Source organism: Actinomadura rubteroloni, assembly GCF_002911665.1.
Lineage (GTDB): Bacteria > Actinomycetota > Actinomycetes > Streptosporangiales > Streptosporangiaceae > Spirillospora > Spirillospora rubteroloni.
Genome location: NZ_MTBP01000001.1, coordinates 1,220,094 through 1,245,442, shown reverse-complemented (window position 1 = coordinate 1,245,442; position 25,349 = coordinate 1,220,094). Strand labels below are relative to the sequence as shown.

Genomic DNA, 25,349 nt, shown 5'->3' with positions numbered 1-25,349 from the left:
GGCGGCGCTCGGGCCGCCTCCCCCACCCCCTGGAGGTCTCATGCGTCGGATCATCGGCGGGCTCGCCGCGCTCGCGGCGGCTGCCGGTCTGGTCGGCCAGATCCCGGCGGCGCAGGCCGCGGAGCGCGACCCGGTCGTCTTCGTCCACGGCTTCTCCGGCAGCGCGGCCAACTGGAAGACGGCCAAGACCGTGTTCGAGCAGGCCGGCTACCAGAGCGACCGGCTCTTCACCTACGAGTACAACTCCTACGGTGACAACAAGACCAACGCCCAGGGGCTCGCGAAGTACATCGCGGACGTGAAGTCCAAGACCGGCGCGTCCAAGGTCGACATCGTCAACCACTCGATGGGCGGCCTCGTCAGCCTCTGGTACCTGAAGGTGCTGAACGGGAACCCGAACGTGGACCACCTCGCGTCGATCGCGGGCGCCAACCACGGCACGACGGCGGCGACCTGGTGCTCGTTCTTCACGACGTGCCGGCAGATGACCCCGGGGTCGGCGTTCATCAAGCAGCTCACGACCGGTGACGAGACGCCCGGCGTGACGAAGTACGCCACGTGGTACTCGCCGTCCGACGGCGTCATCAACCCGTACAAGAGCACCGCGCTCGACGGCGCGACCAACAACGAGATCCCGAACCAGACGCACATGGGCTTCCTCAAGGACACGTCCGTGCTGACGAGCATCGCCACGTTCCTCGGCTCCTGAGCCGGTGTGGCGCGCCGCCGGGACTGCCGTCAGCGCGCCACGCCGTACTTGCCCAGTTCGAGGCGCGCGACGACGCCCCGGTGGACCTCGTCGGGGCCGTCGGCGAGCCGGAGCGCCCGCGCGACCGTCCACGCGGCGGCGAGCGGGTAGTCGTCGGACAGGCCCGCGCCGCCGTGCATCTGCATCGCCATGTCCACGACCCGCTGCGCCATCAGCGGGACGGCGACCTTGATCTGCGACACCTGCGACAGCGCTCCGAGGATGCCCTGGGTGTCCAGCAGCCAGGCGGTGTAGAGGACGAGCAGCCGCGCCTGGTCGATGGCGATGCGCGCGTCGGCGATGCGCTCGCGGTTGCCGCCGAGGTTGACCAGGGGCTTGCGGAACGCGACGCGCTCGGCGCCCCGGCGGCACGCGGCCTCCAGCGCGGCCTCGGCGAGCCCGATCAGCCGCATGCAGTGGTGGACGCGGCCCGGACCGAGCCGGTTCTGCCCGATCTCGAAGCCCTGGCCCGGCGCGCCGACCAGCGCGGACGCGGGCAGCCTGACGTCCTCGAACCGCACGACGCCGTGCCCGGACGGCTCGTCGTAGCGGCCCATGACGGGCAGCATGCGCTCCACCGTGACGCCGTCCGCGCGGCGCGGGACGGCCACGATCGAGTGCTGTTGATGGCGGTGCGCGTCCTTGTCGGTGAGCCCCATGAACAGCAGGACCTCGCAGCGCGGGTGGCCGGCGCCGGTGCTGAACCACTTGCGGCCGTTGACGACGACCTCGTCGCCGTCCAGGACGGCGGTCGCCTCGACGTTCGTCGGGTCGGACGACGCGACGTCCGGCTCGGTCATGCAGAACGCGGAGCGGATCTCGCCGTCCAGCAGCGGACGCAGCCAGCGCTCCTTCTGCTCCGGGGACCCGTAGTGGTGCAGCACCTCCATGTTCCCGGTGTCGGGGGCGTTGCAGTTGAAGACCTCGGCGGCGATGAAGGACCGTCCCATCAGCTCGGCGACGGGCGCGTACTCGCTGACGGTCAGGCCCGCGCCCTCCCGCTCGTCCGGGAGGAAGAGGTTCCACAGGCCCGCCGCCCGCGCCGCCGCCTTCAGCTCGTCGATGACCGGCAGGACGCGCCACCGCTCGTGTTCCGGGAGCGCGAGGAGTTCGCGCAGGTAGTCCTCCTCGACGGGCGCGATGCGCTCGGCGATGAAGGCGCGGACGCGCTCGGTGTAGTCGCGGGCCTTGTCCGACGGGGTGAAGTCCATGCCGGGTCCTCCTTATTGAGCAATGCTCAACACGATAGCCTGGACGCGTGACACGACGTCGGCTGACCGCCGAGGAACGCCGCCGCCAGCTCGTCGGGATCGGCCTGACGATGCTGGTCGAGCGGCCCATCCACGAGCTGTCGCTGGACGACGTCGCCGCCGCCGCCGGCATCTCGCGCGGGCTGCTGTTCCACTACTTCCCGACCAAGGACGCCTTCTACGTGGCCGTCCTGGAGAGCGCGGCGCGGCGGCTCGTCCGCCAGACCGCGCCCGACCCCGACCTTCCGCCCGCGCGCCAGCTCCGCCAGTCGCTGGACGCGTTCCTCGCGTTCGTGGAACGGCGCCGCGAGCCGTACCTCGCGCTGATCCGGGGCGCGGCGGGCGGCGCGGAGCACGTCGTGCGCGTCCACGACGACACGCGCGCCGCGCTCACCGACCAGGTCCACGCCGTCCTCGGGCCGGACGCGGCGGGCGACGCGCGGGTGCGGCTGATCGTGTCCGGCTGGTTCGGGCTGGTCGAGGACACGGCGCTGGCCTGGGCGAAGGACCGTCCGCTCCCGCGCGCCGACCTGCTGGAACTGCTCGCCGGGTCGCTCGCCGCCCTGCTGCGCACCGCCGCGCCGGACCTCGCCGTGGACGCGCTGCTCGACCCTCAGGACAGGATCGGGACGAGCCCCGCCGCGAACACCACGTAGAACAGGCCCGCGACGGCCAGCCGCGCCGGGGTCAGCCGGTGCGCGCGCAGCGTCGCGAGCAGGTAGACGATCGCGGCGGCCGTGACCAGGCCCGACCACGCCAGCGCCGTGTCGAACTTCCACCGGGTGAACAGCAGGCCCAGCCCGGACGGGACGGTCGCCTGGATCATCATCGCGCCCGAGATGTTCGCCAGCGCCAGCTTGGTCTTGCCCTGCCGCACCCAGATGATCGCGTTCATGATCTCGGGCAGCTCGGTCGCGATCGGGGACAGCAGCAGCGCCGTCACGGCGGCGGGCAGCCCGATCATCGGGCCGATCGCGTCGAGCTGGTGCACGAAGAGCTGCGACGCGACGAAGATGACGGCGAGCGTCGCGAGCGTCTGCGCCACGACGGCCCACGTCGCCGGGGCCGCCCGGCGCGGCTGGAACCTGAGCGGTTCGAGGTCGCCGTGCTCGTCGTCGCCGCCCGGCTCGCCGTGGCCGCGCATCTCACGCCAGAAGTACACGGCGTAGGTGGCGAAGAAGAGCAGGCCGAGCCACGGCTTGAACGCGAACGCGACGAGACCGAGCGTCACCTTCACGACGAACACCGCGAGGAACCACCGCTGGTCGCCCGCGAGCCGCGCCGCGTCCCCGGGCCCCGTGAGCACGTCGCTCTCCTCCGCGTCGGCGCGCAGGGCGCGGCGGCGGAGGAGGAGGGCGGTGCCCGTGACGGCGTAGGCGACGGTCGCGAGGGCGAGGGGGCCGCCCATCGCGGCGCCGACGCCGATGTCCTTGGCCTCGGTCGTCCCGCCCGTGGTCACCGCGACGAGCGTCACGACGGACTCGGGCAGCGCCGTCCCGAACGCGGCCAGGATCGTCCCGACCGCCATCTTCCCGACGTCGAGCCGCTGCCCCAGCCATTCGACGGCGTTGACGAACCACTCGCACGACAGATAGATCACGATCGCGCACACGATCAACAGGACGAAGTGCAGCACGTCCCCACCTCACGCCTTCCCAGGGCCGTCATGGGGGGGGCGAGGACGGGGGCGGACAGGGGATCCGGACGGCCTCGACCCCCGGACGGCACAAATCCGTCAAGGGATCGAAGGTCTCGTCCACCCGTGTGCGGGCCCGGCCGCCGGGAACCGGGGTTCCAGCGTGTCGACGACCGGTTCGCAGGACTACTCCCCTTCGCGAACTGCGTCAACGGTACCGCACGGCCGCCCGGGTCAGGAGGCGCGCGGGTCCTCGGCGGCGTCGAGCAGGGCCGCCTCCGCGCGCAGCCGCGCGGCGCGTTCCCGCTGGTCCTCGGGGGTGGGGTCGACGGCCGGGACGTCGTCGTCCTCGCGGATCCCCCGGGTCTCGGCCTTGAGGATGCGCATCGAGCGGCCGAGCGCCCGCGCGGTGTCCGGCAGCTTCTTGGACCCGACGAGCAGGACGACCACCAGGCCGACGATCAGCCAGTGCGCGGGTGAGAATTCCCCGATCATCGTTCCTCCCTCCGGCCGGCACTCCCCGGCCCCGACCCATCGTCCTCCGCGGGGGACGACGGGCAAGGGCCGGGGGCCGGAAATCAGCCGTCGGCGGACCGGGCGATGATCCGGTCGGCGGTGCGCCGGGCTCCGTTGACGCGCCGCTCCAGTCGCGTCCGGCGGCGGACCGGCGGACGCGCCGGCAGCGTCCGGCGGCCCCGCGCCGCCGACGCCGCCGACTCCGACAGCCGCGCGGCGGCGGTGGCCAGCTCGGCGAGCCTCGTGTTCTCCTCGGCAGCGGTGGACGCCGTCAGCGCGGCGGTGCAGAGGGCGTCCAGCTCGGCCAGCCGGACGCCGAGCAGCAGAGCGAGCCGGTTCTCGGCCTGGGCGTTCATGGGGCGCCACACTCCTCGTCTCTCAGCAGAGAGAGTCGCCTCCGATCGCGTGCGCGCGCAATCGGTTTATCGGTGAGACGCGGCGGCGTGCGGACCGGTTCGGCGCTCCGGGCTCGTCGTCGACCGCGCATCCGAGGGCGCCGACCTGTCACCGGACGCGTGGCGGGACGGTTTTCCCGGTCGATAGCGTCGGTGTGCCAGCCCCCGCCAACCTCGTGATGAGCCGTCTCCCCGCTGGAGTGCCGGATGCGCCGTGCCCTGGTGTCGCTCACCCTGACCGTCCTGCTCGTGCCCGCCGCCCCCGCCCTGGCGGACCCGAGCCCCGACCCGTCGCCCACCGAACCCGCGCCCACCGAACCCGCGTACGTGCCCGCCGACGACGGCGGTTCGATCGCCGAGTCCAAGCAGGTGGACGCGCAGACCATCGACCTCACCATCGACACCCCGCTCGTGGACACGTCGAAACCGAGGATCCGGCTTTACACGCCCGCCGGTTGGAGCCGGACGTCCACGGCGACGTGGCCGATCGTCTACGTGTACGGCGGCGGCCCGGGTTCCTACACCGAATGGGCGGGCCACAGTGACCTCCCCGCCACGGCCAAGCGGAGCCGCGCGCTCGTCGCGCTGGTCGACGGCGGCAAAGCCCAGGGCTTCACCGACTGGTACAACGGCGGCCGGGGCGGGAATCCGCGCTGGGAGACCTTCCACACCCAGGAGGTCCTTCAGCTCCTGGAGCGGAACTTCCGGGCGTCGACCAACCGGGCCGTCATGGGAATCTCGTCCGGCGGACAGGGAGCCCTCACCTACGCGTCACGCCATCCCGGGCTGTTCAAGTTCGCCGCGTGCTTCAGCAGCCTGCTCCACATCACGGCGCCGGGCCTGCCGGAGGCGATGATGTTCACCGACTACGCCCGTCCGGAGCCGACCGTCCCGGACCCGCTCGCCAAGTGGGGCGACCCGGCCGCCGACCGGCGGAACTGGCTCGACCACGACCCGTACGAGCAGGCCGAGGGCCTGCGCGGGACGCGGCTGTTCGTCTCCGCCGGGGACGGCACGCAGGGCCCGCTGGACGAGGACCTCGCGACGCTGATCGCGAAGAACGGCCTCAACGGGCTCCAGATCTACACCGAGGGCGCCGTCAGCGAGACGCTCGTCGCGTCCACCACGGCGGACTTCCTCGACCGTCTCGGACAGCTCGGCATCCCCGTCACGACCGACCTCTACGGCCCCGGCTTCCACCAGTGGAAGTACTGGGACCGCGAGTACAAGAAGGCATGGCCGCTGATCATGGACGCGATCGGCGGCTAGGCGTGCGCGGCGATCGCGGGCAGGAGGTCGCGCAGCGTCTGGCCCTGGCCGGGCTCGCCGATGGCGTTCATCTTCCAGCCCGTCCCGTGCCGGTAGAGCCGGGCCATGACGAGCGCGGTGTGCGGGCCGCCGCCGGTCAGCCCGAACCGGGCCAGCTCGGCGCCGGACGTCTCGTCCACGAGCCGGCAGTAGGCGTTGTTGACCTGGTCGAACGACTGGCCGCTGAACGAACTGACGACGAACACCAGCGAGCCGACGTTCGCCGGGACGGCGCCGAGGTCCACGATGACCGACTCGTCGTCGCCGTCGCCCGCGCCGGTGAGGTTGTCGCCGGTGTGCCGCACCGCGCCGCCGTCGCTGGCGAGCTTGCCGAAGTAGACGACGTCGGCGACCTGGCCGTCGGCGAACAGCGCGCAGGACGCGTCCAGGTCGATGTCCTGCTCGCGCTTGCCGAACAGGCCCTTCTTCGGGAGCGCGTCCCAGCCGAGGCCCATCCGGACGCGGGTGAGCGTGCCGCCCGGCTTCTCCAGGGAGATCCGCTGACCCTTCACCAATGACACCGACACGACCGTCCCCCTCCGGACTACTACACGTGTAGCAGGAAGCCTACCGGGACGTCCCGGCGTTACGCTCGGACGAGGCATCCACCACCGAAGAGGACCGTTCCGTGCCACGACGACCGCTCGGCCAGCTCGAAGCCGAGGTGCTCGCCGCGCTGGCGGCGGCCGACGCGCCGCTGTCGGCCGGCGACCTGCGCGGCCGGCTCGCCGACGACCCCGCCCACACGACCGTCAACACGATCCTGTCCCGGCTGCACGCCAAGGGCATGGTCACCCGCGACCGCAGCGGGCGCCAGTTCGTGTACCGGCTCACGGTGGACGAGTCCCGGCTCGTCGCGCACCGCATGCACCGCCACCTGCGGCACGCCAGCGACCCGCACGGCGTCCTCGGCCAGTTCCTCCAGGAGCTGAGCCCGGACCAGGAGCAGGTGCTGCGCGACCTTCTCAACGAGCAGTGACCGTCCTCGGCCTGCTCCCGGCCGCGCTGACGCTCGCGCTCGCCGTCGCGCTCGGGCTGCTGCGGACGCCGCTGCATCCGCGCTGGTCGGCGCGGCTGCTGGCGCTCGTCGCGGCGACGACCGCGACGGCCGCCGCCGGGACGGCCCTGTTCGTCGCCGTCAACTACGCCGCCGGGCTCGACCCCGCGGCGGCCGGCCGGCTGCCCGAATGGGCGCTGTTCGGGGACGACGCGCCCGTCCCGGCCTGGCTCGGCGTGCCCGCCGCCGTCCTGACGGCCCTCAACCTCGCCGGCACTGCACGGCTCGCGGCGCGCTGGCGCGGCGACGTCGCGGCGGCGCGGCGCGCGGCCGTGCTCGACACCGGCGACCTTGTCGCGATGGCCGTGCCCGGACGCGACGGCGGCGTGCTCGTGTCGCGCGGCCTGCTCGCCTCGCTCACCCCCGACCAGCTCCGGGTGGTGTTCGAGCACGAGGCGTCCCACCTGCGGCACCGCCACCACCGCCACCTCGCCCTGGGCGCACTCGCCGCCGCGACACTGCCGCCGCTGCGTCCGCTGAACCGGCGGCTGCGGTTCGCGGTGGAGCGCTGGGCCGACGAGGACGCCGCCGAACGCCTCGCCGACCGCGCCCTCGTGGCCCGGACGATCGCGCACGTCGCGCTGAACCGCACCGCCCGGCCGGGGCCGCTGGCCGCCTTCGCCGACGGGCCGGTCGTGGAGCGCGTCCGGGCGCTGCTCGCCGACCCGCCCCGGCAGAACCCGATCACCGGGCCGGTCGCGCTCGCCGGGACGGGCGTCACGACGAGCGGCCTCGCGTCTTTGGCGCTCCAACTCGATCGGGCACTGGTCTTCGTCCTCCAGTGACGTCCGGGTGGTCCACAATGGGCGCGTGATTGTGGACATGGCGATCTACCACGACGGAAAGCGCCGCGACATCGAGGGCGACATCAGCGACGCCTTCGACCACGCCCGCAAGGACGGCGCGGACTGCTTCGTGTGGATCGGCCTGCACGAGCCCACCGAGGAGGAGTTCGACCTCATCGAGGACGAACTGCGCCTCCATCCGCTCGCGGTCGAGGACGCCATTACCGCGCACCAGCGCCCGAAGATCGAACGGTACGACGACACGCTGTTCGTCGTGCTCAAGACGCTGCGGTACGTGGACGAGACGTCCGACATCGAGGTCGGCGAGATCATGCTGTTCCTCGGGCCGGACTTCGTGGTGACCGTCCGGCACGGGGAAGGGAATCCGCTGCGTCCGATCCGCAAGCGCGTCGAGGCGGACACGGCGATGCTGAAAGTCGGCCCGGCCGCCGTCCTCTACGCCGTGTGCGACGAGGTCGTGGACCATTACGGCGTCGTCGCGCACGAGGTCGAGGTGGACATCATCGAACTCGAACGGGCCGTCTTCCGCTCGATGAGCAAACCCGCCGACACCGACGTCACCGAGAGCATCTACCGGTTGAAGCGCGAGGTCCTGGAGTTCCGCGCCGCCGAGGACCCGCTCGTCCCGGTGATGCAGGAGATCGTGAAGGGGCGCGTCGCCGAACTGGACGGGACGCAGAACTATTTCCGCGACGTCCTGGACCACCTGCTCCGGATCGACGGCCAGGTGGACGCGCACAACGAACTGCTCAACAGCGTCCTGACGGCGCATCTGGCGCTGCTCGGCAAGCAGCAGAACGACGACATGCGGAAGATCTCGTCCTGGGCGGCCATCATCGCGGTGCCGACGGCCATCGCCGGGATCTACGGGATGAACTTCGTCCACATGCCGGAACTGAAATGGCACCTCGGGTATCCGCTGGCGTTGTCGGCGATGGTCGTCGCCATTCTCGCCGTGTACTACAAGCTGCGGAAGAGCGGCTGGCTCTGAACGGCCCTGCGGGCTGACTCGGCGATGAGGTCGTCGGCTTCGTCGGCGTTCTCGGTCAGCGCGGCGACGATGATGGGCGCGTTGGTGAAAATGATGCCGACGTCGTGGCGGAGGCCGTCCAGTTCTCCGGTCTTGTGGGCGATGCGGAGACCGGCGGGGAGGTAGCGCGGCAGGCGGTCGCGGACCTGCTGACGGGCGAGGACGTCCAGCGCGAACGCGGTCATCGCCGGGCCGAGCAGGGTTCCGCGCACGAGACCGTCCAGCAGCTTCGCCATGTCGGCCGGGGACGTGCGGTTCTCGGCGCCCCGCGCGCGGGCCTCGGCGTCCATCATCCGGCGTTCGAGGACGGTGGCGCGGAGGCCATGTCGTCCGCACCAGTCGGCCACCGCGGGTGCGCCGATCCGGTCGATGAGCAGGTTCGCGGCCGTGTTGTCGCTGATCACGATCATGAGCGTGACCAGGTCGCGGACGCTGAGGTCGGCGACGTCCGCCAGGTCGCGGAGGATCCCGGCGCCGCCGACCCGGTCGCGGACGGGCAGCCGGTCGTCCAGCGACCAGCGTCCGGCCTCGACGCCGTCCAGCAGCGCCAGCATGACCGGGAGCTTGATGAGGGACGCGGCGGTGAACGCGCGGTCGGCGTTCACGCTCGCGTATTCGCCGTTCGCGCTCTGGACGACGACGCCGAGCACGCCGCCGCGTCCCTCCGCGCGGTGCGCCAGCTCGTCCAGCGCCTTCCGGTGCACGGCTACCGGGCCCAGGACGGCGGGCGCTTCTCGAAGAAGGACAGCCGGCCCTCGGCCGCCTCGGGGCTCATGAAGAACTCCAGCGAGAGGCGTTCGGCGAGGGCGAAGGCGTCGGCGCGGTCGAGGGCGGCGAGTTCGTCCACGAGCCGCTTCGTGCGGGCGACGGCCTTCGGCTCGGCCTTGCGCAGGCCGTCCGCCATGCCCTCGACCAGGGCGTCCAGCTCGTCGCGGGGCGCGGCGGCGGTGAGCAGGCCGGACGCGACGGCGTCCGCGGCCGAGAACGTCTCGCCGGTCAGGAAGTAGCGGGACAGGGCGCGGGGCGTCATCCGCAGGCGGCACGCCACGGCGATCACCGCGGGGGCGACGCCGATCCGGACCTCGGTGAACGCGAACGTCACGTCGTCGGGCGCGACCGCGATGTCGCACGCCGCGACCAGGCCGAGGCCGCCCGCGCGGGCCGGGCCGTTGAGCCGCGCTATGACCGGTTTGGGGTGGTCGAGCAGGGTGCCGAGGAGTTCCGGGATGCCCGGACCCGTGGGCGGCTCGCCGGACGCGGCCTCCTTCAGGTCCGCCCCGGCGCAGAACGCGGGGCCCGCGCCCGTGAGGACGACGCCGCGCACGTCCGCGTCGCCTGCGGCGCTCGCGAGCGCCTCGGCGAGGCCGGTGCGCAGCGCGTTGGACAGGGCGTTGCGGTTCCGCGGGGAGTCCAGCGTGATCGTCGCGATCCCGCGCTCCACCTCGTATCGGACGACGGTCACCACGGTCTCCTTTCGCCGCCGCGACGCAGGCCACGGACCGTCCCGTTATAGCGCGCCCGGTTATTCACCGTTCTGAGCGCCCCGGGCCGAACGTGCGATTCTCGACGCGGACCTGCCGGACGGAAGGCGGGTTGGCCGGCGACGGCGACCGCACCGATGGGAGGACCCGATGCCCTACACGCCCGCCGATGTCCTGTCCGCCGTGCCCGGGACGCCGCTGTTCACGTCCGGCTGGATCCGCGTGGGGCCGGAGGACGAAGCCGCGTTCTGCGAGGCCACGTTCCTGCGCGAGGAGCATCTGGGCCGCCGTCCGTCGCCCGTGGGGGCGGCGGGCGAGCGGGCGGTGTCGGGCTTCCTGCTGCTGTCGATGCTCGCGGTTTTCCACAAGCGCGAGCTGCGGATGACGTCGGGTCACGCGCTGAATTACGGTCTCGACCGGGTCCGGTTCTTCCGCCCGGTGCCGACCGGCGCACGCGTTCGGCTCCACGCCGAACTGGGCGCCGCCGAGCAGAAGACGTCCGGCCGGATTCGCGTCACTACCCGCAACACCCTGGAGGTGGACGATGCCGAACCCGACGCCCCGTCGCCCGGCCCGCGCCCCGCCATGACCGCCGACTGGCTGATGCTGCTCGTCCTGAACCCCTGACGCCCAACACAGTGCCGTCCAGACGTCCAGACGTCCAGACGTCCCGACTTCCCGAGGCCCTGACGCCTTGGCGCCCTGACGCCTTGGCGCCCTGACGCCTTGGCGCCCTGACGCCTTGGCGCCCTGGCGCCCTGGCGCCCTGGCGCCCTGGCGCCCTGGCGCCCTGGCGCCCTAGGCGAGCCCACCGCGCGACGCGGCCCCCGGGCGAGCCCACCGCGCCGCGCGGTTCCGGGCGAGTCCACCGCGCGACGCGGTCCCGGGCGAGCCCACCGCGCGGCGGGGTCAGGCGGGGATGTGCTTGACCTCGCGGTCCCAGAAGCGGTGCGCGCGGACCGCTTCGAGGAACCGGGTCGGGAAGGCCGTGTCGCCGCCCTGGTCGACGACGACGCCGGGGGCGGACGGGTCGATTCCGGCGCGGTCCAGGAGCGGGGCGGCGTCGGCGTGGACGGCGATCGGCTTGGCGTGCTTGAACGCCTCGGTCAGGAAGAAGACCGCCAGGCCGTCCCCGCTCAGGTTCTCGATGGCCGTCGGGCCGCCGGGGACGAGGATCGCGTCGTAGAGGACCGACGACATCGTCGGGAGCGCCCGCGTCACCTCGATGCGGCCTCCGTCGGCAGCCTGCACCACGCCGTCGTGCGCCGCGAGCAGTTCGACCACCGCGCCCGCGTCCACGAGCGCCTCGCCGACGGTGGCGATCAGGCCGGAGTCGCTGCCGTCCGCGACCAGCACGGCGATCTTGCGGCCGGGCACGGGGTCGCCGACCAGGCCGGTCTGGCTGAGCGCGGGCGACCGGCGGCCGTGGTTCGGCCCTGCGGGCGACGGCACCGGGACGCCGACGCCCTCGGCGACCTGGCGGGCGAGGTCGTGGTCGACGTGGTTGAGGTGCCCGACGACGCCCGCGCGGATCGACACGTCCTCGACCTTGCCCAGCTCGAACCGGAACGCCGCCACGATGTGCTCGCGCTCCCAGTCGGCCATGCTGTTCCAGAACAGCGTCGCCTGCGAGTAGTGGTCCGCGAACGTCTCCGCGCGCTTGCGGATCAGGTCGCCGTCGAGGTGCTCGGGGTAGTGCCGGAACGCGGCGCCGCCGGCGAGCGCCGGGCAGCCGCCGGAAACCGAGTTCTTGTGGTAGGCGGCGCGACCCGTCGGGATCTCGGTCTGGTGGTAGCCGTCGCGGTGGTGGTTGCGGACGTCCGCGACGGGCTTGTTCACCGGGAGCTGCGGGAAGTTCGGGCCGCCGAGCCGGATGAGCTGCGTGTCCAGGTAGGAGAAGATGCGGGCCTGGAGCAGCGGGTCGTCGGTGAAGTCGATGCCGGGCACGACGTTGCTCAGGCAGAACGCGACCTGCTCGGTCTCGGCGAAGAAGTTGTCCGGGTTGCGGTTCAGCACGAGCCGCCCGACCGGACGCGCCGGGACCTCCTCCTCCGGAATGATCTTGGTGGGGTCGAGCAGGTCGAAGTCGAACTTGTGCTCGTCGGCGGCCGGGACGAGCTGCACGCACAGCTCCCATTCCGGGTAGACGCCGTTCTCGATCCGTTCCCAGAGGTCGCGCCGGTTGAAGTCGGGGTCCTTGCCCGCGACCTTCTGCGTCTCGTCCCAGTCCATCGAGTGGACGCCCGCCTTCGGCTTCCAGTGGAACTTCACGAAGGTGGACTCGTCGCGCTCGTTGACGAGCCGGAACGTGTGGACGCCGAATCCCTGCATGGACGCGTAATTGCGCGGCAGCGCCCGGTCCGACATCACCCACATCATCATGTGGATCGTCTCGGGCTGGAGCTGGACGAAGTCCCACAGCGTGTCGTGCGCCGACTGCGCCTGCGGGATCTCGTTGTGCGGCTCGGGCTTCACCGCGTGGACGAAGTCGGGGAACTTGATGCCGTCCTGGATGAAGAACACCGGCATGTTGTTGCCGACGAGGTCGTAGTTCCCCTGCTGCGTGTAGAACTTGACGGCGAATCCCCGCACGTCACGGACGGTGTCGGCCGACCCGCGCGATCCCGCGACCGTCGAGAAGCGCACGAACACCGGCGTCTGCAGCGACGGGTCCCGCAGGAATTCGGCGCGCGTGTATTCGGCGAGCGAGTCGTCGTAGGCCTGGAAATAGCCGTACGCGCCGGAGCCGCGCGCGTGGACGACGCGTTCCGGGATCCGCTCGTGGTCGAAATGCGTGAGCTTCTCCCGCAGGATGAAGTCCTGGAGGAGGCTCGGGCCGCGCTGCCCCACGGTGAGCGAGTTGTCGGTGTCGTCGACCGGGATGCCCTGGTCGGTGGTGAGCACGGAGTCCTCGGGGGAGACCCGGCTCTTCTCCAGTTGTTCGTCCTTGGCATCGCGGCGAGCGTCCGCCATCATCGCCACCTTCCGTGATCGAGTTGTCGCGCTGCGAGTCGTGCCCGGGGCAGGCCCCGACATGCGGGCTTTGCCGGGAATTACCTGATCGCTTGATCGTCCGGGACCGTCAGCGTCCGCGTCGGCGGCTCGGGCGCGGGCGGACGGCGCCGGAGCGTCCGCCGCGCGCGCAGGCACCGCACCATCTCCTCCGCGTACGGGAGCCCGCCGAACACGCCCATCGCGCCGAGCAGCAGCGCCCGCGACCGCCACGACAGCGGATCGGGCCGCTTGGGCCGCAGCCGCAGGTCCGCGCCGGTCACGTCGCGGCCGAGCAGGGCGCGCGCCTGGTCCCAGTGCAGGACGGCGAGGAACCCCGTCGCCATCAGCGGCACGACCTCCAGCAGGCTGTGGCAGTGCTGCTCGAACGGCGTGACGCGCCGCCGCTCCTCCGCGTAGCTCACGTCCCACGCCGCCGTCGCCGCGTGGACGCCGAGCGCGCCGCCGGACACCGCGAGCACACCGGCGTTGACCTCGCAGAACAGGCCGAGCACGACCGGCACCCCGGCCTCCGCCATCATCAGCGCGTGGATCGCCGACTCGTGCGCGCCGGAGTTGTCCTCGATGTGCGTCCGCCGATGGCACCACCAGTCGACGAGCCCGGCGCCGAGCCACAGCGGCATGACGCCGCCGATCAGCCAGCGGCGGGTCGCGGTGTCGACGCCGAGCGTCCGCCGCGCGTAGGCGGGCAGCGGCGCCGACGTGACGTTGCGCAGGGCGGTCTTCGCAGGCGAGGGCAGCTTCATGCGGGCACCTTTCGGACGGGCAGCCTCCCGCTACCCGGCACGCGCGGACATAACCACCGGCATCACGCGTCCCGCCACGCCGACCGGTCCGTCGCGTTGACCTCGACCGCGCTTGAGGGTTCACGCTGGCGGCATGACCTTCACCGAACCCGAACTCGCCTACCTGCGCTCGCAGCGGCTCGGCCGGCTCGCCACCGTCGCCCCGGGCGGCGACCCGCAGAACAACCCGGTCGGCTTCCGCCTGGACGCGGAGACCGGCACGATCGACATCTACGGCTTCAACATGGGCGCGAGCCGCAAGTTCCGGAACGTGCAGCAGAATCCGCAGGTCGCGTTCGTCGTCGACGACATCGTGAGCCTCGACCCGTGGACGGTTCGCGGAATCGAAATCCGGGGCACCGCCGAAACGCTCACCGGCCAGCCGGTGCCGATGGCTCACCTGAGCGCGGAAATCATCCGGATCCGTCCGCGCCTGGTCTTCTCCTGGGGCGTGGACCCGTCCGCCGAAGGCATGACCCGCCGCGAGTTCTCCTGACCGAAAACCGCTGAGGCGGGTCCGCGCCACCTGTGCCGGACGGCGGCGCCTTCGACCTGAGGACGGGTTTCGGGGCGCCGCCGACGCGGGTCACGCCGCGCTGATCGCACTACCACATTCCGTGGCGTCCATCGAATCCGAACAGCGTCCCACCTTTCCGTCGTCGGGGAGCGATCGCCGTCGTCAGTTCGGCGGACGCCGGACGGGAACGCTAGCCCGGCGCGTCGTCCGGACGGCTCCGGAGAGCCCGAACGACCCGCCTTATCAATCGGTGAGCGTCTTGACCCGGGGCCATCGTGTCGGATATCACCATCAGGTTACTTGCCAGTAATTTTGTGCATCGGGGACAGGTCAGAGGAGGCGATCGTGAGCGAGCCGACCATTGACGTTCCCTGGGGGACGATTCCGAGAGAGTTGATCGACCCCGTCCTGCCGTACGTGGACGACGCGGCGCGCGAGATGATGGAGTTCATCCAGCAGCGCATTCCCGAGTACGCGCGGCCCATCGACAGCAACTACGGCCGGAAGATGTGGGACGCGATCCGGCGGGCCGTCTCGGACTTCCTCGTCGTCGTCTCGCGTCCGGACGCCTCCTGGGCTCCGCTGCACGCCATCTACGCCGAGATCGGCGCCTACGAGGCCCGCAAGGGGCGCAGCCTGGAGAGCCTCCAGACCGCGATGCGGCTGTGCGGGCAGGTCGCCGCGCGGCGGTTCGCCAAGGACACGACGCGGTTCGGCTGGCCGCCGGAGATGCTCGGGAAGCTCACCGAGTCCCTGTTCGCCTACCTCGACGCGATCTCCGAGTCGGCCGCGATGGGCTACGCCGCCGCCCGCGACCGTCCCGAGACGCAACGCGCGCAACTGCGCGCCCGGCTGCACGCCATGCTCACCGGCGAGGGCCTGGTGGACCGCGTGGCGGTCGCGCAGCTCGCCCGCTCCGCCGGCTGGACGACGCCGAGCACCATCGCGGTCATGGCCGTCCGGCCGCCGGCGAACGGGACGCCGCCGCCGGTGCTCCCGCCGCAGGTCCTCACCGACTGGAGCGGACCGGCGCCGTCGCTGATCGTCCCCGACCCCGACGGCCCGGCCGGGGCCCGCCTGCGCTCCGGCCTAAACGGCCTCGCCTCCGCGATGGGACCCACCGTCGACCTCTCGCGCGGCGCCGTCTCCCTCCGCTGGGCGCGCCGGGCGCTCGACCTCGCCGAGGACGGACGGATCACGGCGCGCGACGGCGTCGTCCACTGCCTGGACCACCTGCCGACGCTCGTCGCGTCCGCCGCCCTGGACCTGCTGGAGGCCGCGCTCCCCCAGCGCCTGGCGCCGCTGATGGACCTGAGCCCGAACCGCCGCGAACGGGTCGTCTCCACCCTCCTGGCCTACATGGAGACCGGCCGCAACGCCGCCGCCGCGGCCCAGCGCCTTCAGGTCCACAAGCAGACCGTCCGGTACCGCCTGGCGAACCTGGAGGACGTCCTGTCCCAGGAGCTGAGCGACCCGGACCGCTACCTGGAACTGATGCTGCTCCTGCACACCTGGCGCCACCTGGGCTCCGAGACCCCCTGACCCCGCGTCAGTGGACCAGGAGGGTCTGGAGCGCGCGGCCGATGGGGCCGGACGGGTCGGCGAGTTCGGTGTCGGCGAGGGCGCTGCCGCCGGGGGTCGCCTGCATGCGGCCGTCCATGAAGATCCACTCGCCGGCCGGGTCGCGGTGCAGGGCCACGGTGAGATCGGTGTTGATGGCGAGGTGGTGCGAATAGTCGATCTCGCCGGCGAGGCCGGAGCCGCTGTCGGCCGCCACGAGCGTCCGGACGAGCGGCGAGTCGTCCTCGCCGGGGACCAGCGGGATCGTCGCGCGCACCCAGGCGGCGGCGGGGCCGGGGGTGGCGAAGGAGCCATGCGTGTGGCGCCACTCCATCACCGACATGTAGCCGTCGGCGTGCGTGCCGGGCCACAGCTCCAGCGGCGGCGTGGTGGGCGGCAGGGGCGGCGGCGCGGGCGCGTTGACGATCGGGCCCAGGCCGACGGGGGCCTCGGCCACGCGCCAGGCGGACGCCCGGACGATCGTCCGGCCCGCGTGGCTCAGCGTGCCCTCCAAAAGCTGGACGCGGCGGCCGGGCCGCACGACGCGCACCGCGACGGCCACCTCGTCCACCGGGACGGGGTTCAGGATCTCGATCGTCACGCGGGCGACGCGCAGGCCCGGCACGGCGTCGTGCCGCTCGAACGCGCGGCCGAGCAGAGCGGCGACCGGCCCCGCGTGCTGCGACGCCGCCGACCACGGACCCGCCGTGGCGGACGTGCTGCGAAAGCGGCCGTCGCCGAGCGGTTCGTAGAACGCCATCCGCCCCCCAAGATCACGACGAGCCTACGCCCGCGAAATGTCGTACCCGGACGGCAGGGTGAGGCCATGGCGCTGCATGTGGCGAGCCGCCGCCGGGCGCGGGCGACGGTCGAGAAGGAGCATCCGGGCGCGGAGATCATCGACGTCACCTCGCGCGCGGACGAGCCGTGGGTCCGGTTCAGCCCGTTCTATCCGCACGGCGGCATCCCCGTGCCGCTGTCGCCGGGCCGGGTCGCGCAGTCGGTGGAGGGCGTCTGGCAGGCGCTCAAGGTCTTCGCCGCCCACGACGTCGACCCCGCGAAGCTGGAGATCACGAACATGCGCGGGCTGAAACGGACCGTCCGCGCGTACGGCCCGGTGAAGGGCCACCGGGCGGGCCTCGACGGCACCGAGCTTCTCCCCTACGAGCAAGCACGCCGCGAGATCTACCTGCCGACCTACCGGTGGGTGCTGGAACACCGCGTCCGTGACCTGGTGGAAGTGCTTCGCGAACGCGAACACGACGTCGTCCTGCTCGACTACACGACGAACGGGGACGTCGGCGACACGTCCCGTCCGCTGTCCCACGCGGCGCTCCTTCGCGACCATGTCGGGCGGGGTTCCCGGGAGGCGCCAGAAGTATGGCCATGACTGGTCTTGGATGAAACGGTGGTGCGCCCGTTACCAGTGGTCAATCATGGATAAACTCCCTGTCTGGCCGCCATACGGACGCCGGACGCAGGCGTCGCGTCCGTGGCAGGCGGCGCCCAGCGTGCGGACGCTGGCCGCGATGAGGGGACACAGAAGAACGGTGCGACGGGGAACCGCGTTGATCGCGCTGACCATCCTGGCGCTGGCGACGGGATGCTCGGCCAAGGACGACGGTGGCGGCGGCGAGACCACCTCCGGGGGCCGGGACGGCGCGCCGAAGGTGACGATCGCCCCGGCGGACGCGGCCGGCGAGGCCCCACCGGACCAGGGCGTCACGGTGACGGCCGACGGCGGCACGCTCAGCCAGGTGTCGGTGCAGGTCAAGGGCGTCGAGGTCCCCGGGAAGCTCGCGGCCGACCGCAAGAGCTGGCGCACAACTTGGACGCTCCGTCCCGGCACCCGCTACGAGGTCACGGCGAAGGCGGACGGCAAGAAGACCTCCACCACCGCGACGAGCCGCTTCACGACGAGCGAGGCGACCGCCCTGACGACGATCACGAACGTGATCCCGCAGCGCGGCGAGACCGTCGGAACCGGCATGCCGATCCTCGTCCAGTTCAACAAGGAGGTCCCGGCGCGGGCGCGGACGGCCGTCGAGCGCGCGCTGGAGGTGACGTCGGACAAGCCGACCGAGGGCGGCTGGCGCTGGCTGAGCGCGGGCGAGTCGTTCAACGGCCTGCCGTCGGTGGTGTTCCGGCCGCGCAAGCCGTGGGAGCCGCACCAGAAGGTGACGGTCACCGCGCACTACGCGGGCCTGCGCATCGGTGACGCGGTGTTCGGCGACAAGGACGTCACGCACACGTTCCGCGTCGGCGACTCCCACGTCATCAAGGTCAGCGCGACGACGCACAGGCTGACCGTCCGCAAGAACGGCAGGCTCGTGCGGAGCTGGGGCGTGAGCCTCGGCGCGGGCGGCGACGTGCAGGGCGACGGCGTCGACCACCTGCTCACGACGAGCGGCGTCCACCTGACGATGAACCGGAGCCGTCTGGAGCGGATGCGCCCGCCGGGGAAGAAGAAGGGCGACCCGGGCTGGTACGACGAGAAGGTGCCCTGGGCCTACCGGATCTCCAACAGCGGCGAGTACATCCACCAGAACATGGACGACCCGTCCTGCCTGGGCAACCGCAACTGCAGCCACGGCTGCGTGCGGTCCCCGGGGGAGGACGCGCAGTGGTTCTTCAACTGGGCCTACCCGGGCGACCTCGTCACGATCACCGGCACCAAGCGCAGGCTGGACTGGACGAACGGCTGGGGTTACTGGCAGCTCTCGTTCGACCAGTGGGTGCAGGGCGGCAAGCTGAAGCAGCCGATCACGACGGGTCCGCGCACGTAACCGGGGTCTTTTGCCGTACCGGGACTCGCCTCTGGTGTTAGGTCAAAGCCACCGAGGCGAGGACTCATCGTGAGAACGCACACCAATCCCTCCCGTATCGGGTAAATCGGTGTGCGCGCGATTCGGCACCGGCCCTCGGGAGCGACCATGAGACTGCTGGACTTTCCGGGCCGCCGCACCGCGCTGGACATCGGGGGCGCGACCCTCCGCATGCACGTCGCGGGGCGCGGCATCGTCGCGAGCGAACCGACCGTCCTCGCGCGCTGCACGGCCTCCGGACGGACGCTCGGCATCGGCGAACAGGCCCTCGCGGTCGCGGAGCGGCGCGGCGGGGTGGAACTGGTCCGGCCCGTCCGGTGCGGGGTGCCGTGCGACACGGCGGACGTCGAGATCATGGTGCGCAAGCTGCTCCGGACGCACCACCGCAGCCACTACATGGCGCGTCCGCACATGGCGGTGACGGCGCCGAGCGTGATGACGCCCCTCCAGGAGCAGACGATGGAGGACGTCGCCTACCGGTCGGGCGCCCGGAAGGTGACGGTCGTCCCGGTTCCGCTGGCGGCGGCGGTCGGCGCCGGGCTGGCCGCGAGCGGGCGGGAGGTCGCGGCCGTCGCCGACATCGGCGCGCACACGACCGACGTCGGCGTGCTGGCGTTCGGCAGCCTCGTCGCGTCGGTGACCGCGCCGGTCGGCGGGGACATGCTGGACCGCGCGATCGTCTCCTGGGTCCGCGAGGAGCGCGGCCTGACGATCTCCGTCCGCACCGCCGAGGACGCCAAGATCGCCGTCGGGGCGCTGGACGCGCGGGGACGCCGCCGCCGGCAGCGGACGCTCGTCCACGGCAAGGACCTCATCACCGGCCTGCCGCGCGGCGAGGTGCTGACGGCGCAGGACGTGGCGCGGGCGATCGAGTCCCCGGTCCGGGCGATCGCGGACGCCGTCCGGCGCGGGCTGGCCGACTGCCCGCCCGACATGGCCGCCGAGATGGTCGGCGCGGGCCTGACCCTGACCGGCGGGACGGCGCGGCTGCCCGGCCTGCACCGCCTGCTCGCCGCCGACACGGGCCTTCCGACGCGGGTCGCGCCGAACGCGGAGATCGCGGCGGTGACCGGCGCCGCCGAACTGCTGGCGCTGCCCCGCACGTCCGACGCGAAGGACGTGGCCGACGGCGGCGCCCGCGACTGGACGCTCTTGTCCCTCCCCCGCCAGCTCTGGCCCGCCCGCTCCTGACCGCCTGGTCAGTGCGCGGCGGCGAGGGACGGGCGGCGGACGGGCGGACGCGTCAGCGCGGGCAGCGCGGTGGCGGCGAGGACGAGGAGGCCGAGGACGGTGAAGGCCGTCCGGTAGTCCCCGCCCGCCGCGAGCGCGGCGACGAGCAGCGGCCCGACGACCCCGCCGACGCTCCACGCGACGTTCATCAGCCCGTAGATCTGGCCAGCGTGCGCGAGGCCGAAGAAGTCCGCCGCCGTCGCGGGCATGACCGCGTAGCCGCCGCCGAAGCACGCGAACACCACGGCCGCGAGCGGGACGAACAGGACGGGCGACGACGCGTACGGCACCGCGACCAGGGACGCGCCCATGAGCGCGAGGATCAGCGCGAACGTCCGCATCCGCCCGTAGCGTTCGGACAGCCAGCCCCACAGGACGCGGCCCGCGCCGTTCGCGAGGCCCATCGCGCCGGTCAGCGCGGCGGCGGACGCGGGCCCGATACCGGTGATCGCGGCGGCGGCCCCGGCGGTGACGGCGACGAACCCGATGCCCGAGACGGTGTTGAGCGTCAGCATCGCGGTGAGCAGGTACCACTGGCGGGTGCGCAGGGCGTCCGCGCAGGTCAGGTCGCCGCTGCGGGCGGTGGGCGCGGCCCGGCGCGGCGGGTTGCGGAACAGCATCGCCCCGGCCGTCGTCAGCGCGAGCGACACCAGGCCGAGCGGCAGGAACGCGCGGGTCGGGACGCGAGGATGCGCGTCCACGAGCCACTGCGCGACGGGCGACACGAGCACCGCGCCGAACCCGAACCCGCCGACCGCGACGCCGGTGATCAGGCCGCGCCGCTCCGGGTACCACTTCTGGAGCATCGCGACCGGGACGATGTAGGCGATGCCGAGCCCGAGCCCGCCGACGACCCCGTACGCGGCGAGCAGGAACCAGAACCGGTCGCGGTCGGTGACGAGCGAGGCGAGCAGCGCGCCCGTCGAGTACAGCGCGCCGCCGAGCAGCGCGGCGGCGCGCGGCCCGCGCCGGTCCTGGAGGCGCCCGCCGAGCGTGGTGCCGACGAACACGACGCCGATCGCCACCGAGAACGGCAGGACCGACGCCGCCCGGCCCAGCCCGAAGTGCGTTCCCGGACGTTGGAGCGCGTGCGCGAACACGCTCCACGCGTACACGCCGCCGAGCGCGATCTGGAAGACGACCGCGCCGCACGCGACCGCCCAGCGCGGCGCGCCGCAGACGCGCCGGTGCCGTCCCTGAATCCGTTGTCCCACCGTGACCGACCCCCGTGCTCACGAATGACCACGGAATGTAACCAGACCCCGGGGGCGGACGGCGAATCGGACAGCGCTCAACCCGCGCGGGAGCCGATGACCGGCCGGGACGTCTGCCCCGGAATCGGACACCGGACCCCTCCGCCGCGTCGTTGACCACGAGCCTCCGCGAGGTCTAGCGCGCCGGGCGCCCGTTTTCGCGAGCGCACCCGGGCCGATCGTCCGGCCGGGGCTCTGGGATGCTTTTCCTCGGAATCCCCCAGGAAGGACACCATGCAGCCCGTCCGATCCGTCGACCACCGGCTCTCCGTGGACGACCCGCGCGTCGTCGCGTTCTGGCGCGAACGGCATCTGTGCACGCTGACCACGCTGTTCCCGGACGGGCGCCCGCACGTCGTCCCGGTCGGCGCTACGCTCGACCCGGCCGCGGGCCTCGCGCGGGTGATCACGTCGGCGGGGACGGTCAAGGCGCGCAACATCGCGGCGGACGGCTCGCCGGTCGCGCTGTGCCAGGTGGACGGACGGCGCTGGACCACGATCGAGGGCACCGCGTTCGTCCGGACGTCGCCCGCCGAGGTCGCCGACGCCGAAGCCCGCTACGCCGAGCGGTACCGGCCGCCGCGTCCGAACCCCGAGCGGGTCGTCCTGGAGATCGCGATCGACCGGATCATCGGCGGTGTCTGAGGTCGTCGTCGTGGGGATCGGCGCGGACGGCTGGTCCGGTCTGCCCGATCCGTCCCGCGAAGCGCTGCGCACGGCCGAGGTCGTGGTGGGCGGTGCGCGCCAGCTCGGGCTGCTGCCGGCGGAGGTGACGGCCGAGCGGGTGGCGTGGCCGTCGCCGCTCGTCCCTGCGGTGCCGCGCGTGCTGGCCGCGCACGCCGGACGGCGGCTGGCGGTGCTGGCCAGCGGCGATCCGACGCACTACGGCATCGCGACGACGCTCGCCCGGTTCGCCCCGTTGCGCGTGTTGCCCCATCCGTCGTCGGTGGCGCTGGCGTGCGCGCGGCTCGGCTGGGCGCAGGAGGACACGGCCGTGGTGAGCGCGGTCGGGCGTCCGCTGGAGACGCTGCACGCGCTGCTCGCGCCGGGCCGCCGGATCCTCGTCCTGAGCGCGGGGGCCGAGACGCCCGTCGCCGTCCTGGCCCTGCTGGACGAGCGGGGCTTCGCCGACGCCGAGGTGACGGTTCTCGAACGTCTCGGCGCCCCCGACGAGCGCGTCGGCCCGTGGCACTACGCCGTCGACCCGCTGAACGTCGTCGCGATCGAATGCCGGACGGGTCCCGCGTTGCCGCTGGTCCCGGGCCTGCCCGACGACGCCTACGCGCACGACGGGCAGCTCACCAAGCGCGAGGTCCGCGCGATCACGCTCGCCCGGCTCGGGCCGCTGCCCGGCGAACTGCTCTGGGACGTCGGCGGCGGCGCGGGGAGCATCGCGATCGAGTGGATGCGGACGCACCCGTCCTGCCGGGCCGTCGCGATCGAGCGGGACCCTGTGCGGGCGGAGCGGCTGGCGGCCAACGCCCGCGCGCTCGGCGTCCCGGCGCTGCGCGTCGTGACCGGGACGGCGCCCGCCGCGCTGCGCGGCCTCCCCGCGCCGGACGCGGTGTTCGTCGGCGGCGGCGTGACCGCCCCGGCCCTGATCGACACGTGTCGCACCGCGCTGCGGCCGGGCGGACGGCTCGTCGTGAACGCGGTGACCGTCGAGTCCGAGGCCGTCCTGGCCCGCGCCCGCGCCGACCACGGCGGCGACCTGACCCGCATCGACATCGCCCGCGCCGCCCCGGTCGGCGCGTTCACCGGCTGGAGGCCCGCGATGCCCGTGACGCAGTGGACGGTGACGCGATGACGGTCCACTTCATCGGCGCCGGCCCCGGCGCGGCCGACCTCATGACGCTGCGCGGGCGCGACCTCATCGCGGCCAGCCCGGTGTGCCTGTACGCGGGGAGTCTCGTCCCGCCCGAGGTCCTGACCTGGTGCCCGGCCGACGCGCGGCTGATCGACACCGCGTCGATGGTGCTGGACGACATCGTCGCCGCGATGGCCGCCGCGCACGCCGAGGGCCACGACGTCGCGCGCCTGCACTCGGGCGACCCGTCGGTGTTCAGCGCGATGGCCGAGCAGATGCGCCGGCTGGACGCGCTCGGCATCCCCTACCGCGTCACGCCGGGCGTCCCGGCGTTCGCGGCGGCGGCTGCGGCGCTGAACCACGAGCTGACCGTCCCGGCCGTCGGCCAGACCGTGATCCTCACCCGGACGTCCGCCCGCGCGACCCCGATGCCGCCCGGCGAGGACCTGGCGACCCTCGGCCGCAGCCGCGCGACGATCGTGCTGCACCTGGCCGTCCAGCGCATCGAGCAGGTCGTCGCCGAACTGCTCCCGAACTACGGCGCGGACTGCCCGGTCGCCGTCGTGGCGAACGCGAGCCGCCCCGACGAGACCGTCCTGCGCGGCACCCTGACCACCATCGCCGCACAAGTCGAATCCGCCGGCATCCGCCGCACGGCCGTGATCATCGTCGGGCGGACGCTGACCGCCGCGTCGTTCCCCGACAGCCACCTGTACTCCAAGTCCCGCCCCCGCTGACTAGCCCGGAGACAGCGCCGTCGCTCAGCTTTACATTCTCCTCTGGTGAAAAGATGCTGAGCTGGGCGACGGCGGTGGTGGCCGGCAAGGTCACCGAGTCAACTGGGGAACACCTGGCTGGCCACCGCGACCACGCCGACGAACACGGCCCCGCTCGTGCCGATCCCGCTGAGGGCGGCGCCCGCGTAGGACTTCCCGTCGAGCTTCATCAGGATCGCCACGATAATTCCGGCGATGACCGCTACCAGGAGTGCGACGACGAGCATCATCGCACTCCGCGTCACCTGGCTCATGCGTGCAAAGTTCCTTTCCCAAGCCTCGGCCTGGCGCGAGGCAATGCCCGGCGAGCCAGATTCCTGGCCCGCTCCCCTTTGAATAATCCGCAAATTGGCAATGCGATACCCACGAACGTCGCCTCCACGAACACGAGCCACGTCCACCGGCCGCCGACGTTTAGCCGGCCCTGTTATTTGATCCGCTACTCCTTTCCACCCTGGGGCACCAGCTCCGCGGCGATCCCAGCAAGACGGGTGATTTCGTCGGGACGGCCGATCCGGGTGAGCCAGCCGATCAGCTCCAAGAGGAACGTCTTGTCCCGCCGGGCCGCGTGGTGGAGAAGGAGGTCTGCCACGTCATCGAGTCCGCCGCCCCGGCACGCGGTCAGGGCTGCGGACACTTCCTCGGCGGATCCGGCCGCGGCCGTGTGCTCCAAGAGCACCCGGACGTCCGTGAACTGGCCGCGCGCGAGCCGGTCCCGCACTGTGCCGAAAGCCGCCCAGCTCGGGCTGGCATCCGGGCGAGGGCGCCGGTCCCCCCTGCGGAGGGGGACCGGCGCCCTCGCCGGTTCCACCGCCACCGTTGCGGGAACACGCTGGTCCACGGGACGAGCAGCCACACCGGCCCGGTTCGCCTTCCGGGCGGTCGGCACGGTGTTTCCTGTGTTCCCCTGCTCTGCGCCGACGGAGAGCCCAGCCTCCTGGCAGGCGCGCGCCCGGCTGTTGGCGCCGAGCGCGTCAGCCCGCGCCGTCGCAAGTTCGTTCCAGCCGAACGGAAGTGACTCACCCGCCAGGCCGCGCATAGCCTCATCGAACAGGACCCTGAGGCCCTTGACCGAGGGCAGGCGTCCGCCGTGCTGCCAGTTCGACAACGCGGCCTCTGAGTATCCGACCCTCTCGGCGGCGGCCTTCTGTGATGGGCTGTGCCGCAGGAGCACTCCGACGAGTTCCCTGACCATCTCCGCCAGCCGACGGGCTTCCGGTGGAATACCCGGGCGGTACCCCGGCAAGTTGTGTCCTGGTGGCGGCATCCGCCCTCCCGCTCGGTGTGCGCCCGCTCCGGCGGCCGACGCGTTTGATCAACGCTAGCGGACGAAGTGCCCCCAGGCCACGCGAAGCGG

General features: G+C 72.6%; 28 protein-coding genes. 15 read left to right on the top strand and 13 right to left on the bottom strand.

The annotated features are described in order from the left end of the window. Positions 1-40: 40 nt before the first annotated feature. On the top strand, positions 41-709 hold the full coding sequence (locus BTM25_RS05500) for an esterase/lipase family protein (RefSeq protein WP_103561635.1): 669 nt from the start codon (positions 41-43) through the stop codon (positions 707-709). Between the two features lie 29 nt (positions 710-738). Here the strand turns inward: BTM25_RS05500 and BTM25_RS05495 are convergent, their stop codons facing one another. Beyond that, positions 739-1,959: an acyl-CoA dehydrogenase family protein gene (locus BTM25_RS05495; protein ID WP_103561634.1), complete on the bottom strand. Its 1,221-nt coding sequence runs from the start codon at positions 1,957-1,959 to the stop codon at positions 739-741. Between the two features lie 47 nt (positions 1,960-2,006). Between BTM25_RS05495 and BTM25_RS05490 the strand changes: the two genes are divergently transcribed. After that, a complete protein-coding gene (locus BTM25_RS05490) occupies positions 2,007-2,654 on the top strand; it encodes a TetR/AcrR family transcriptional regulator (protein WP_235828251.1) in 648 nt (215 codons plus the stop codon). Here the strand turns inward: BTM25_RS05490 and BTM25_RS05485 are convergent. From BTM25_RS05485 to BTM25_RS05475, 3 genes are all read right to left on the bottom strand, one after another. After that, complete coding sequence (locus BTM25_RS05485) at positions 2,612-3,634, bottom strand: sodium:calcium antiporter (RefSeq protein WP_103561633.1); 1,023 nt, start codon at positions 3,632-3,634, stop codon at positions 2,612-2,614. The two genes, BTM25_RS05490 and BTM25_RS05485, sit on opposite strands and share 43 nt — an antisense overlap. A 234-nt stretch (positions 3,635-3,868) precedes the next feature. Next, positions 3,869-4,129 (bottom strand): Sec-independent protein translocase subunit TatA, encoded by a 261-nt coding sequence (tatA, locus tag BTM25_RS05480; RefSeq protein ID WP_205647972.1) that lies wholly within the window; start codon positions 4,127-4,129, stop codon positions 3,869-3,871. A gap of 83 nt (positions 4,130-4,212) precedes the next feature. Further along, positions 4,213-4,506, bottom strand: a complete 294-nt coding sequence (locus BTM25_RS05475; RefSeq protein WP_103561632.1) for a hypothetical protein — start codon at positions 4,504-4,506, stop codon at positions 4,213-4,215. 246 nt (positions 4,507-4,752) lie between these two features. Here BTM25_RS05475 and BTM25_RS05470 point away from each other — a divergent pair, with 246 nt between their 5' ends. Beyond that, on the top strand, positions 4,753-5,814 hold the full coding sequence (locus BTM25_RS05470) for an alpha/beta hydrolase (RefSeq protein WP_103561631.1): 1,062 nt from the start codon (positions 4,753-4,755) through the stop codon (positions 5,812-5,814). Here BTM25_RS05470 and BTM25_RS05465 read toward each other — a convergent pair. Continuing rightward, positions 5,811-6,374 carry a TerD family protein gene (locus BTM25_RS05465; protein WP_456356082.1) on the bottom strand — a complete coding sequence of 188 codons (564 nt, stop codon included), beginning with the start codon at positions 6,372-6,374 and terminating at the stop codon, positions 5,811-5,813. The two genes, BTM25_RS05470 and BTM25_RS05465, sit on opposite strands and share 4 nt — an antisense overlap. Positions 6,375-6,481: 107 nt before the next feature. On the opposite strand from BTM25_RS05465, the gene BTM25_RS05460 reads away from it, so the two are divergent. From BTM25_RS05460 to BTM25_RS05450, 3 genes are read left to right on the top strand one after another with little or no spacing between them, the layout of a single operon-like run. Next, positions 6,482-6,832, top strand: coding sequence for a BlaI/MecI/CopY family transcriptional regulator (locus tag BTM25_RS05460; protein ID WP_103561629.1), 351 nt, complete (start codon positions 6,482-6,484; stop codon positions 6,830-6,832). Continuing rightward, entirely contained in the window at positions 6,829-7,695 is an 867-nt protein-coding gene (locus BTM25_RS05455; RefSeq protein WP_103561628.1) for a M48 family metalloprotease, read from the top strand. Before BTM25_RS05460 ends, BTM25_RS05455 begins: the two co-directional genes overlap by 4 nt. Before the next feature lie 25 nt (positions 7,696-7,720). Further along, entirely contained in the window at positions 7,721-8,707 is a 987-nt protein-coding gene (locus BTM25_RS05450) for a magnesium and cobalt transport protein CorA (RefSeq protein ID WP_103561627.1), read from the top strand. Here the strand turns inward: BTM25_RS05450 and BTM25_RS05445 are convergent. Next, entirely contained in the window at positions 8,677-9,450 is a 774-nt protein-coding gene (locus BTM25_RS05445) for a serine hydrolase (RefSeq protein ID WP_168212009.1), read from the bottom strand. The genes BTM25_RS05450 and BTM25_RS05445 overlap by 31 nt on opposite strands. Positions 9,451-9,452: 2 nt before the next feature. Further along, complete coding sequence (locus tag BTM25_RS05440) at positions 9,453-10,208, bottom strand: enoyl-CoA hydratase-related protein (RefSeq protein WP_103561625.1); 756 nt, start codon at positions 10,206-10,208, stop codon at positions 9,453-9,455. 169 nt (positions 10,209-10,377) lie between these two features. Here BTM25_RS05440 and BTM25_RS05435 point away from each other — a divergent pair, with 169 nt between their 5' ends. Continuing rightward, on the top strand, positions 10,378-10,854 hold the full coding sequence (locus tag BTM25_RS05435) for a hotdog family protein (protein ID WP_103561624.1): 477 nt from the start codon (positions 10,378-10,380) through the stop codon (positions 10,852-10,854). A gap of 282 nt (positions 10,855-11,136) precedes the next feature. On the opposite strand, the gene BTM25_RS05430 is transcribed toward BTM25_RS05435, so the two are convergent. Continuing rightward, entirely contained in the window at positions 11,137-13,200 is a 2,064-nt protein-coding gene (locus BTM25_RS05430) for a catalase (protein WP_103562767.1), read from the bottom strand. Between the two features lie 80 nt (positions 13,201-13,280). Further along, entirely contained in the window at positions 13,281-13,985 is a 705-nt protein-coding gene (locus BTM25_RS05425) for a diguanylate cyclase (RefSeq protein ID WP_205647970.1), read from the bottom strand. 133 nt (positions 13,986-14,118) lie between these two features. On the opposite strand from BTM25_RS05425, the gene BTM25_RS05420 reads away from it, so the two are divergent. Beyond that, a complete protein-coding gene (locus tag BTM25_RS05420) occupies positions 14,119-14,520 on the top strand; it encodes a PPOX class F420-dependent oxidoreductase (RefSeq protein ID WP_103561623.1) in 402 nt (133 codons plus the stop codon). A gap of 366 nt (positions 14,521-14,886) precedes the next feature. Further along, positions 14,887-16,083, top strand: a complete 1,197-nt coding sequence (locus tag BTM25_RS05415) for a helix-turn-helix domain-containing protein (RefSeq protein ID WP_103561622.1) — start codon at positions 14,887-14,889, stop codon at positions 16,081-16,083. Between the two features lie 7 nt (positions 16,084-16,090). On the opposite strand, the gene BTM25_RS05410 is transcribed toward BTM25_RS05415, so the two are convergent. Continuing rightward, positions 16,091-16,861 carry a thioesterase family protein gene (locus BTM25_RS05410; protein WP_103561621.1) on the bottom strand — a complete coding sequence of 257 codons (771 nt, stop codon included), beginning with the start codon at positions 16,859-16,861 and terminating at the stop codon, positions 16,091-16,093. A 66-nt stretch (positions 16,862-16,927) separates the two neighbouring features. Here BTM25_RS05410 and BTM25_RS05405 point away from each other — a divergent pair, with 66 nt between their 5' ends. From BTM25_RS05405 to BTM25_RS05395, 3 genes are all read left to right on the top strand, one after another. After that, complete coding sequence (locus BTM25_RS05405; protein WP_103561620.1) at positions 16,928-17,491, top strand: DUF6939 family protein; 564 nt, start codon at positions 16,928-16,930, stop codon at positions 17,489-17,491. Positions 17,492-17,669: 178 nt separating this feature from the next. After that, positions 17,670-18,887 (top strand): L,D-transpeptidase, encoded by a 1,218-nt coding sequence (locus tag BTM25_RS05400; protein ID WP_103561619.1) that lies wholly within the window; start codon positions 17,670-17,672, stop codon positions 18,885-18,887. Positions 18,888-19,034: 147 nt separating this feature from the next. Beyond that, positions 19,035-20,117, top strand: a complete 1,083-nt coding sequence (locus BTM25_RS05395) for a rod shape-determining protein (RefSeq protein WP_103561618.1) — start codon at positions 19,035-19,037, stop codon at positions 20,115-20,117. 8 nt (positions 20,118-20,125) lie between these two features. Here the strand turns inward: BTM25_RS05395 and BTM25_RS05390 are convergent, their stop codons facing one another. Continuing rightward, positions 20,126-21,370: an L-lactate MFS transporter gene (locus BTM25_RS05390; protein ID WP_235828250.1), complete on the bottom strand. Its 1,245-nt coding sequence runs from the start codon at positions 21,368-21,370 to the stop codon at positions 20,126-20,128. Positions 21,371-21,643: 273 nt separating this feature from the next. On the opposite strand from BTM25_RS05390, the gene BTM25_RS05385 reads away from it, so the two are divergent. Genes BTM25_RS05385 through cobM form a run of 3 tightly spaced genes read left to right on the top strand, consistent with a single transcriptional unit; the run spans position 21,644 to position 23,953 of the window. Continuing rightward, positions 21,644-22,054: a pyridoxamine 5'-phosphate oxidase family protein gene (locus BTM25_RS05385; protein WP_103561617.1), complete on the top strand. Its 411-nt coding sequence runs from the start codon at positions 21,644-21,646 to the stop codon at positions 22,052-22,054. Then, positions 22,047-23,216: a precorrin-6y C5,15-methyltransferase (decarboxylating) subunit CbiE gene (cbiE, locus tag BTM25_RS05380; RefSeq protein ID WP_103561616.1), complete on the top strand. Its 1,170-nt coding sequence runs from the start codon at positions 22,047-22,049 to the stop codon at positions 23,214-23,216. Before BTM25_RS05385 ends, cbiE begins: the two co-directional genes overlap by 8 nt. Further along, positions 23,213-23,953: a precorrin-4 C(11)-methyltransferase gene (gene cobM, locus BTM25_RS05375; RefSeq protein ID WP_103562765.1), complete on the top strand. Its 741-nt coding sequence runs from the start codon at positions 23,213-23,215 to the stop codon at positions 23,951-23,953. Before cbiE ends, cobM begins: the two co-directional genes overlap by 4 nt. A 98-nt stretch (positions 23,954-24,051) precedes the next feature. Here cobM and BTM25_RS05370 read toward each other — a convergent pair whose 3' ends face one another. After that, positions 24,052-24,246, bottom strand: a complete 195-nt coding sequence (locus BTM25_RS05370) for a hypothetical protein (protein ID WP_103561615.1) — start codon at positions 24,244-24,246, stop codon at positions 24,052-24,054. Between the two features lie 185 nt (positions 24,247-24,431). Further along, on the bottom strand, positions 24,432-25,187 hold the full coding sequence (locus BTM25_RS05365) for a hypothetical protein (RefSeq protein WP_103561614.1): 756 nt from the start codon (positions 25,185-25,187) through the stop codon (positions 24,432-24,434). Positions 25,188-25,349: the final 162 nt, after the last annotated feature.

Bases quoted from the DNA above. Each gene is read 5' to 3' on its own strand.
- BTM25_RS05500 (WP_103561635.1), top strand. From the start codon at position 41: ATGCGTCGGATCATCGGCGGGCTCGCCGCGCTCGCGGCGGCTGCCGGT.
- BTM25_RS05495 (WP_103561634.1), bottom strand. From the start codon at position 1,959: ATGGACTTCACCCCGTCGGACAAGGCCCGCGACTACACCGAGCGCGTC.
- tatA (WP_205647972.1), bottom strand. From the start codon at position 4,129: ATGATCGGGGAATTCTCACCCGCGCACTGGCTGATCGTCGGCCTGGTG.
- BTM25_RS05475 (WP_103561632.1), bottom strand. From the start codon at position 4,506: ATGAACGCCCAGGCCGAGAACCGGCTCGCTCTGCTGCTCGGCGTCCGG.
- BTM25_RS05470 (WP_103561631.1), top strand. From the start codon at position 4,753: ATGCGCCGTGCCCTGGTGTCGCTCACCCTGACCGTCCTGCTCGTGCCC.
- BTM25_RS05435 (WP_103561624.1), top strand. From the start codon at position 10,378: ATGCCCTACACGCCCGCCGATGTCCTGTCCGCCGTGCCCGGGACGCCG.
- BTM25_RS05430 (WP_103562767.1), bottom strand. From the start codon at position 13,200: ATGGCGGACGCTCGCCGCGATGCCAAGGACGAACAACTGGAGAAGAGC.
- BTM25_RS05425 (WP_205647970.1), bottom strand. From the start codon at position 13,985: ATGAAGCTGCCCTCGCCTGCGAAGACCGCCCTGCGCAACGTCACGTCG.
- BTM25_RS05420 (WP_103561623.1), top strand. From the start codon at position 14,119: ATGACCTTCACCGAACCCGAACTCGCCTACCTGCGCTCGCAGCGGCTC.
- BTM25_RS05410 (WP_103561621.1), bottom strand. From the start codon at position 16,861: ATGGCGTTCTACGAACCGCTCGGCGACGGCCGCTTTCGCAGCACGTCC.
- BTM25_RS05405 (WP_103561620.1), top strand. From the start codon at position 16,928: ATGGCGCTGCATGTGGCGAGCCGCCGCCGGGCGCGGGCGACGGTCGAG.
- BTM25_RS05395 (WP_103561618.1), top strand. From the start codon at position 19,035: ATGAGACTGCTGGACTTTCCGGGCCGCCGCACCGCGCTGGACATCGGG.
- BTM25_RS05385 (WP_103561617.1), top strand. From the start codon at position 21,644: ATGCAGCCCGTCCGATCCGTCGACCACCGGCTCTCCGTGGACGACCCG.
- cobM (WP_103562765.1), top strand. From the start codon at position 23,213: ATGACGGTCCACTTCATCGGCGCCGGCCCCGGCGCGGCCGACCTCATG.
- BTM25_RS05370 (WP_103561615.1), bottom strand. From the start codon at position 24,246: ATGAGCCAGGTGACGCGGAGTGCGATGATGCTCGTCGTCGCACTCCTG.
- BTM25_RS05365 (WP_103561614.1), bottom strand. From the start codon at position 25,187: ATGGTCAGGGAACTCGTCGGAGTGCTCCTGCGGCACAGCCCATCACAG.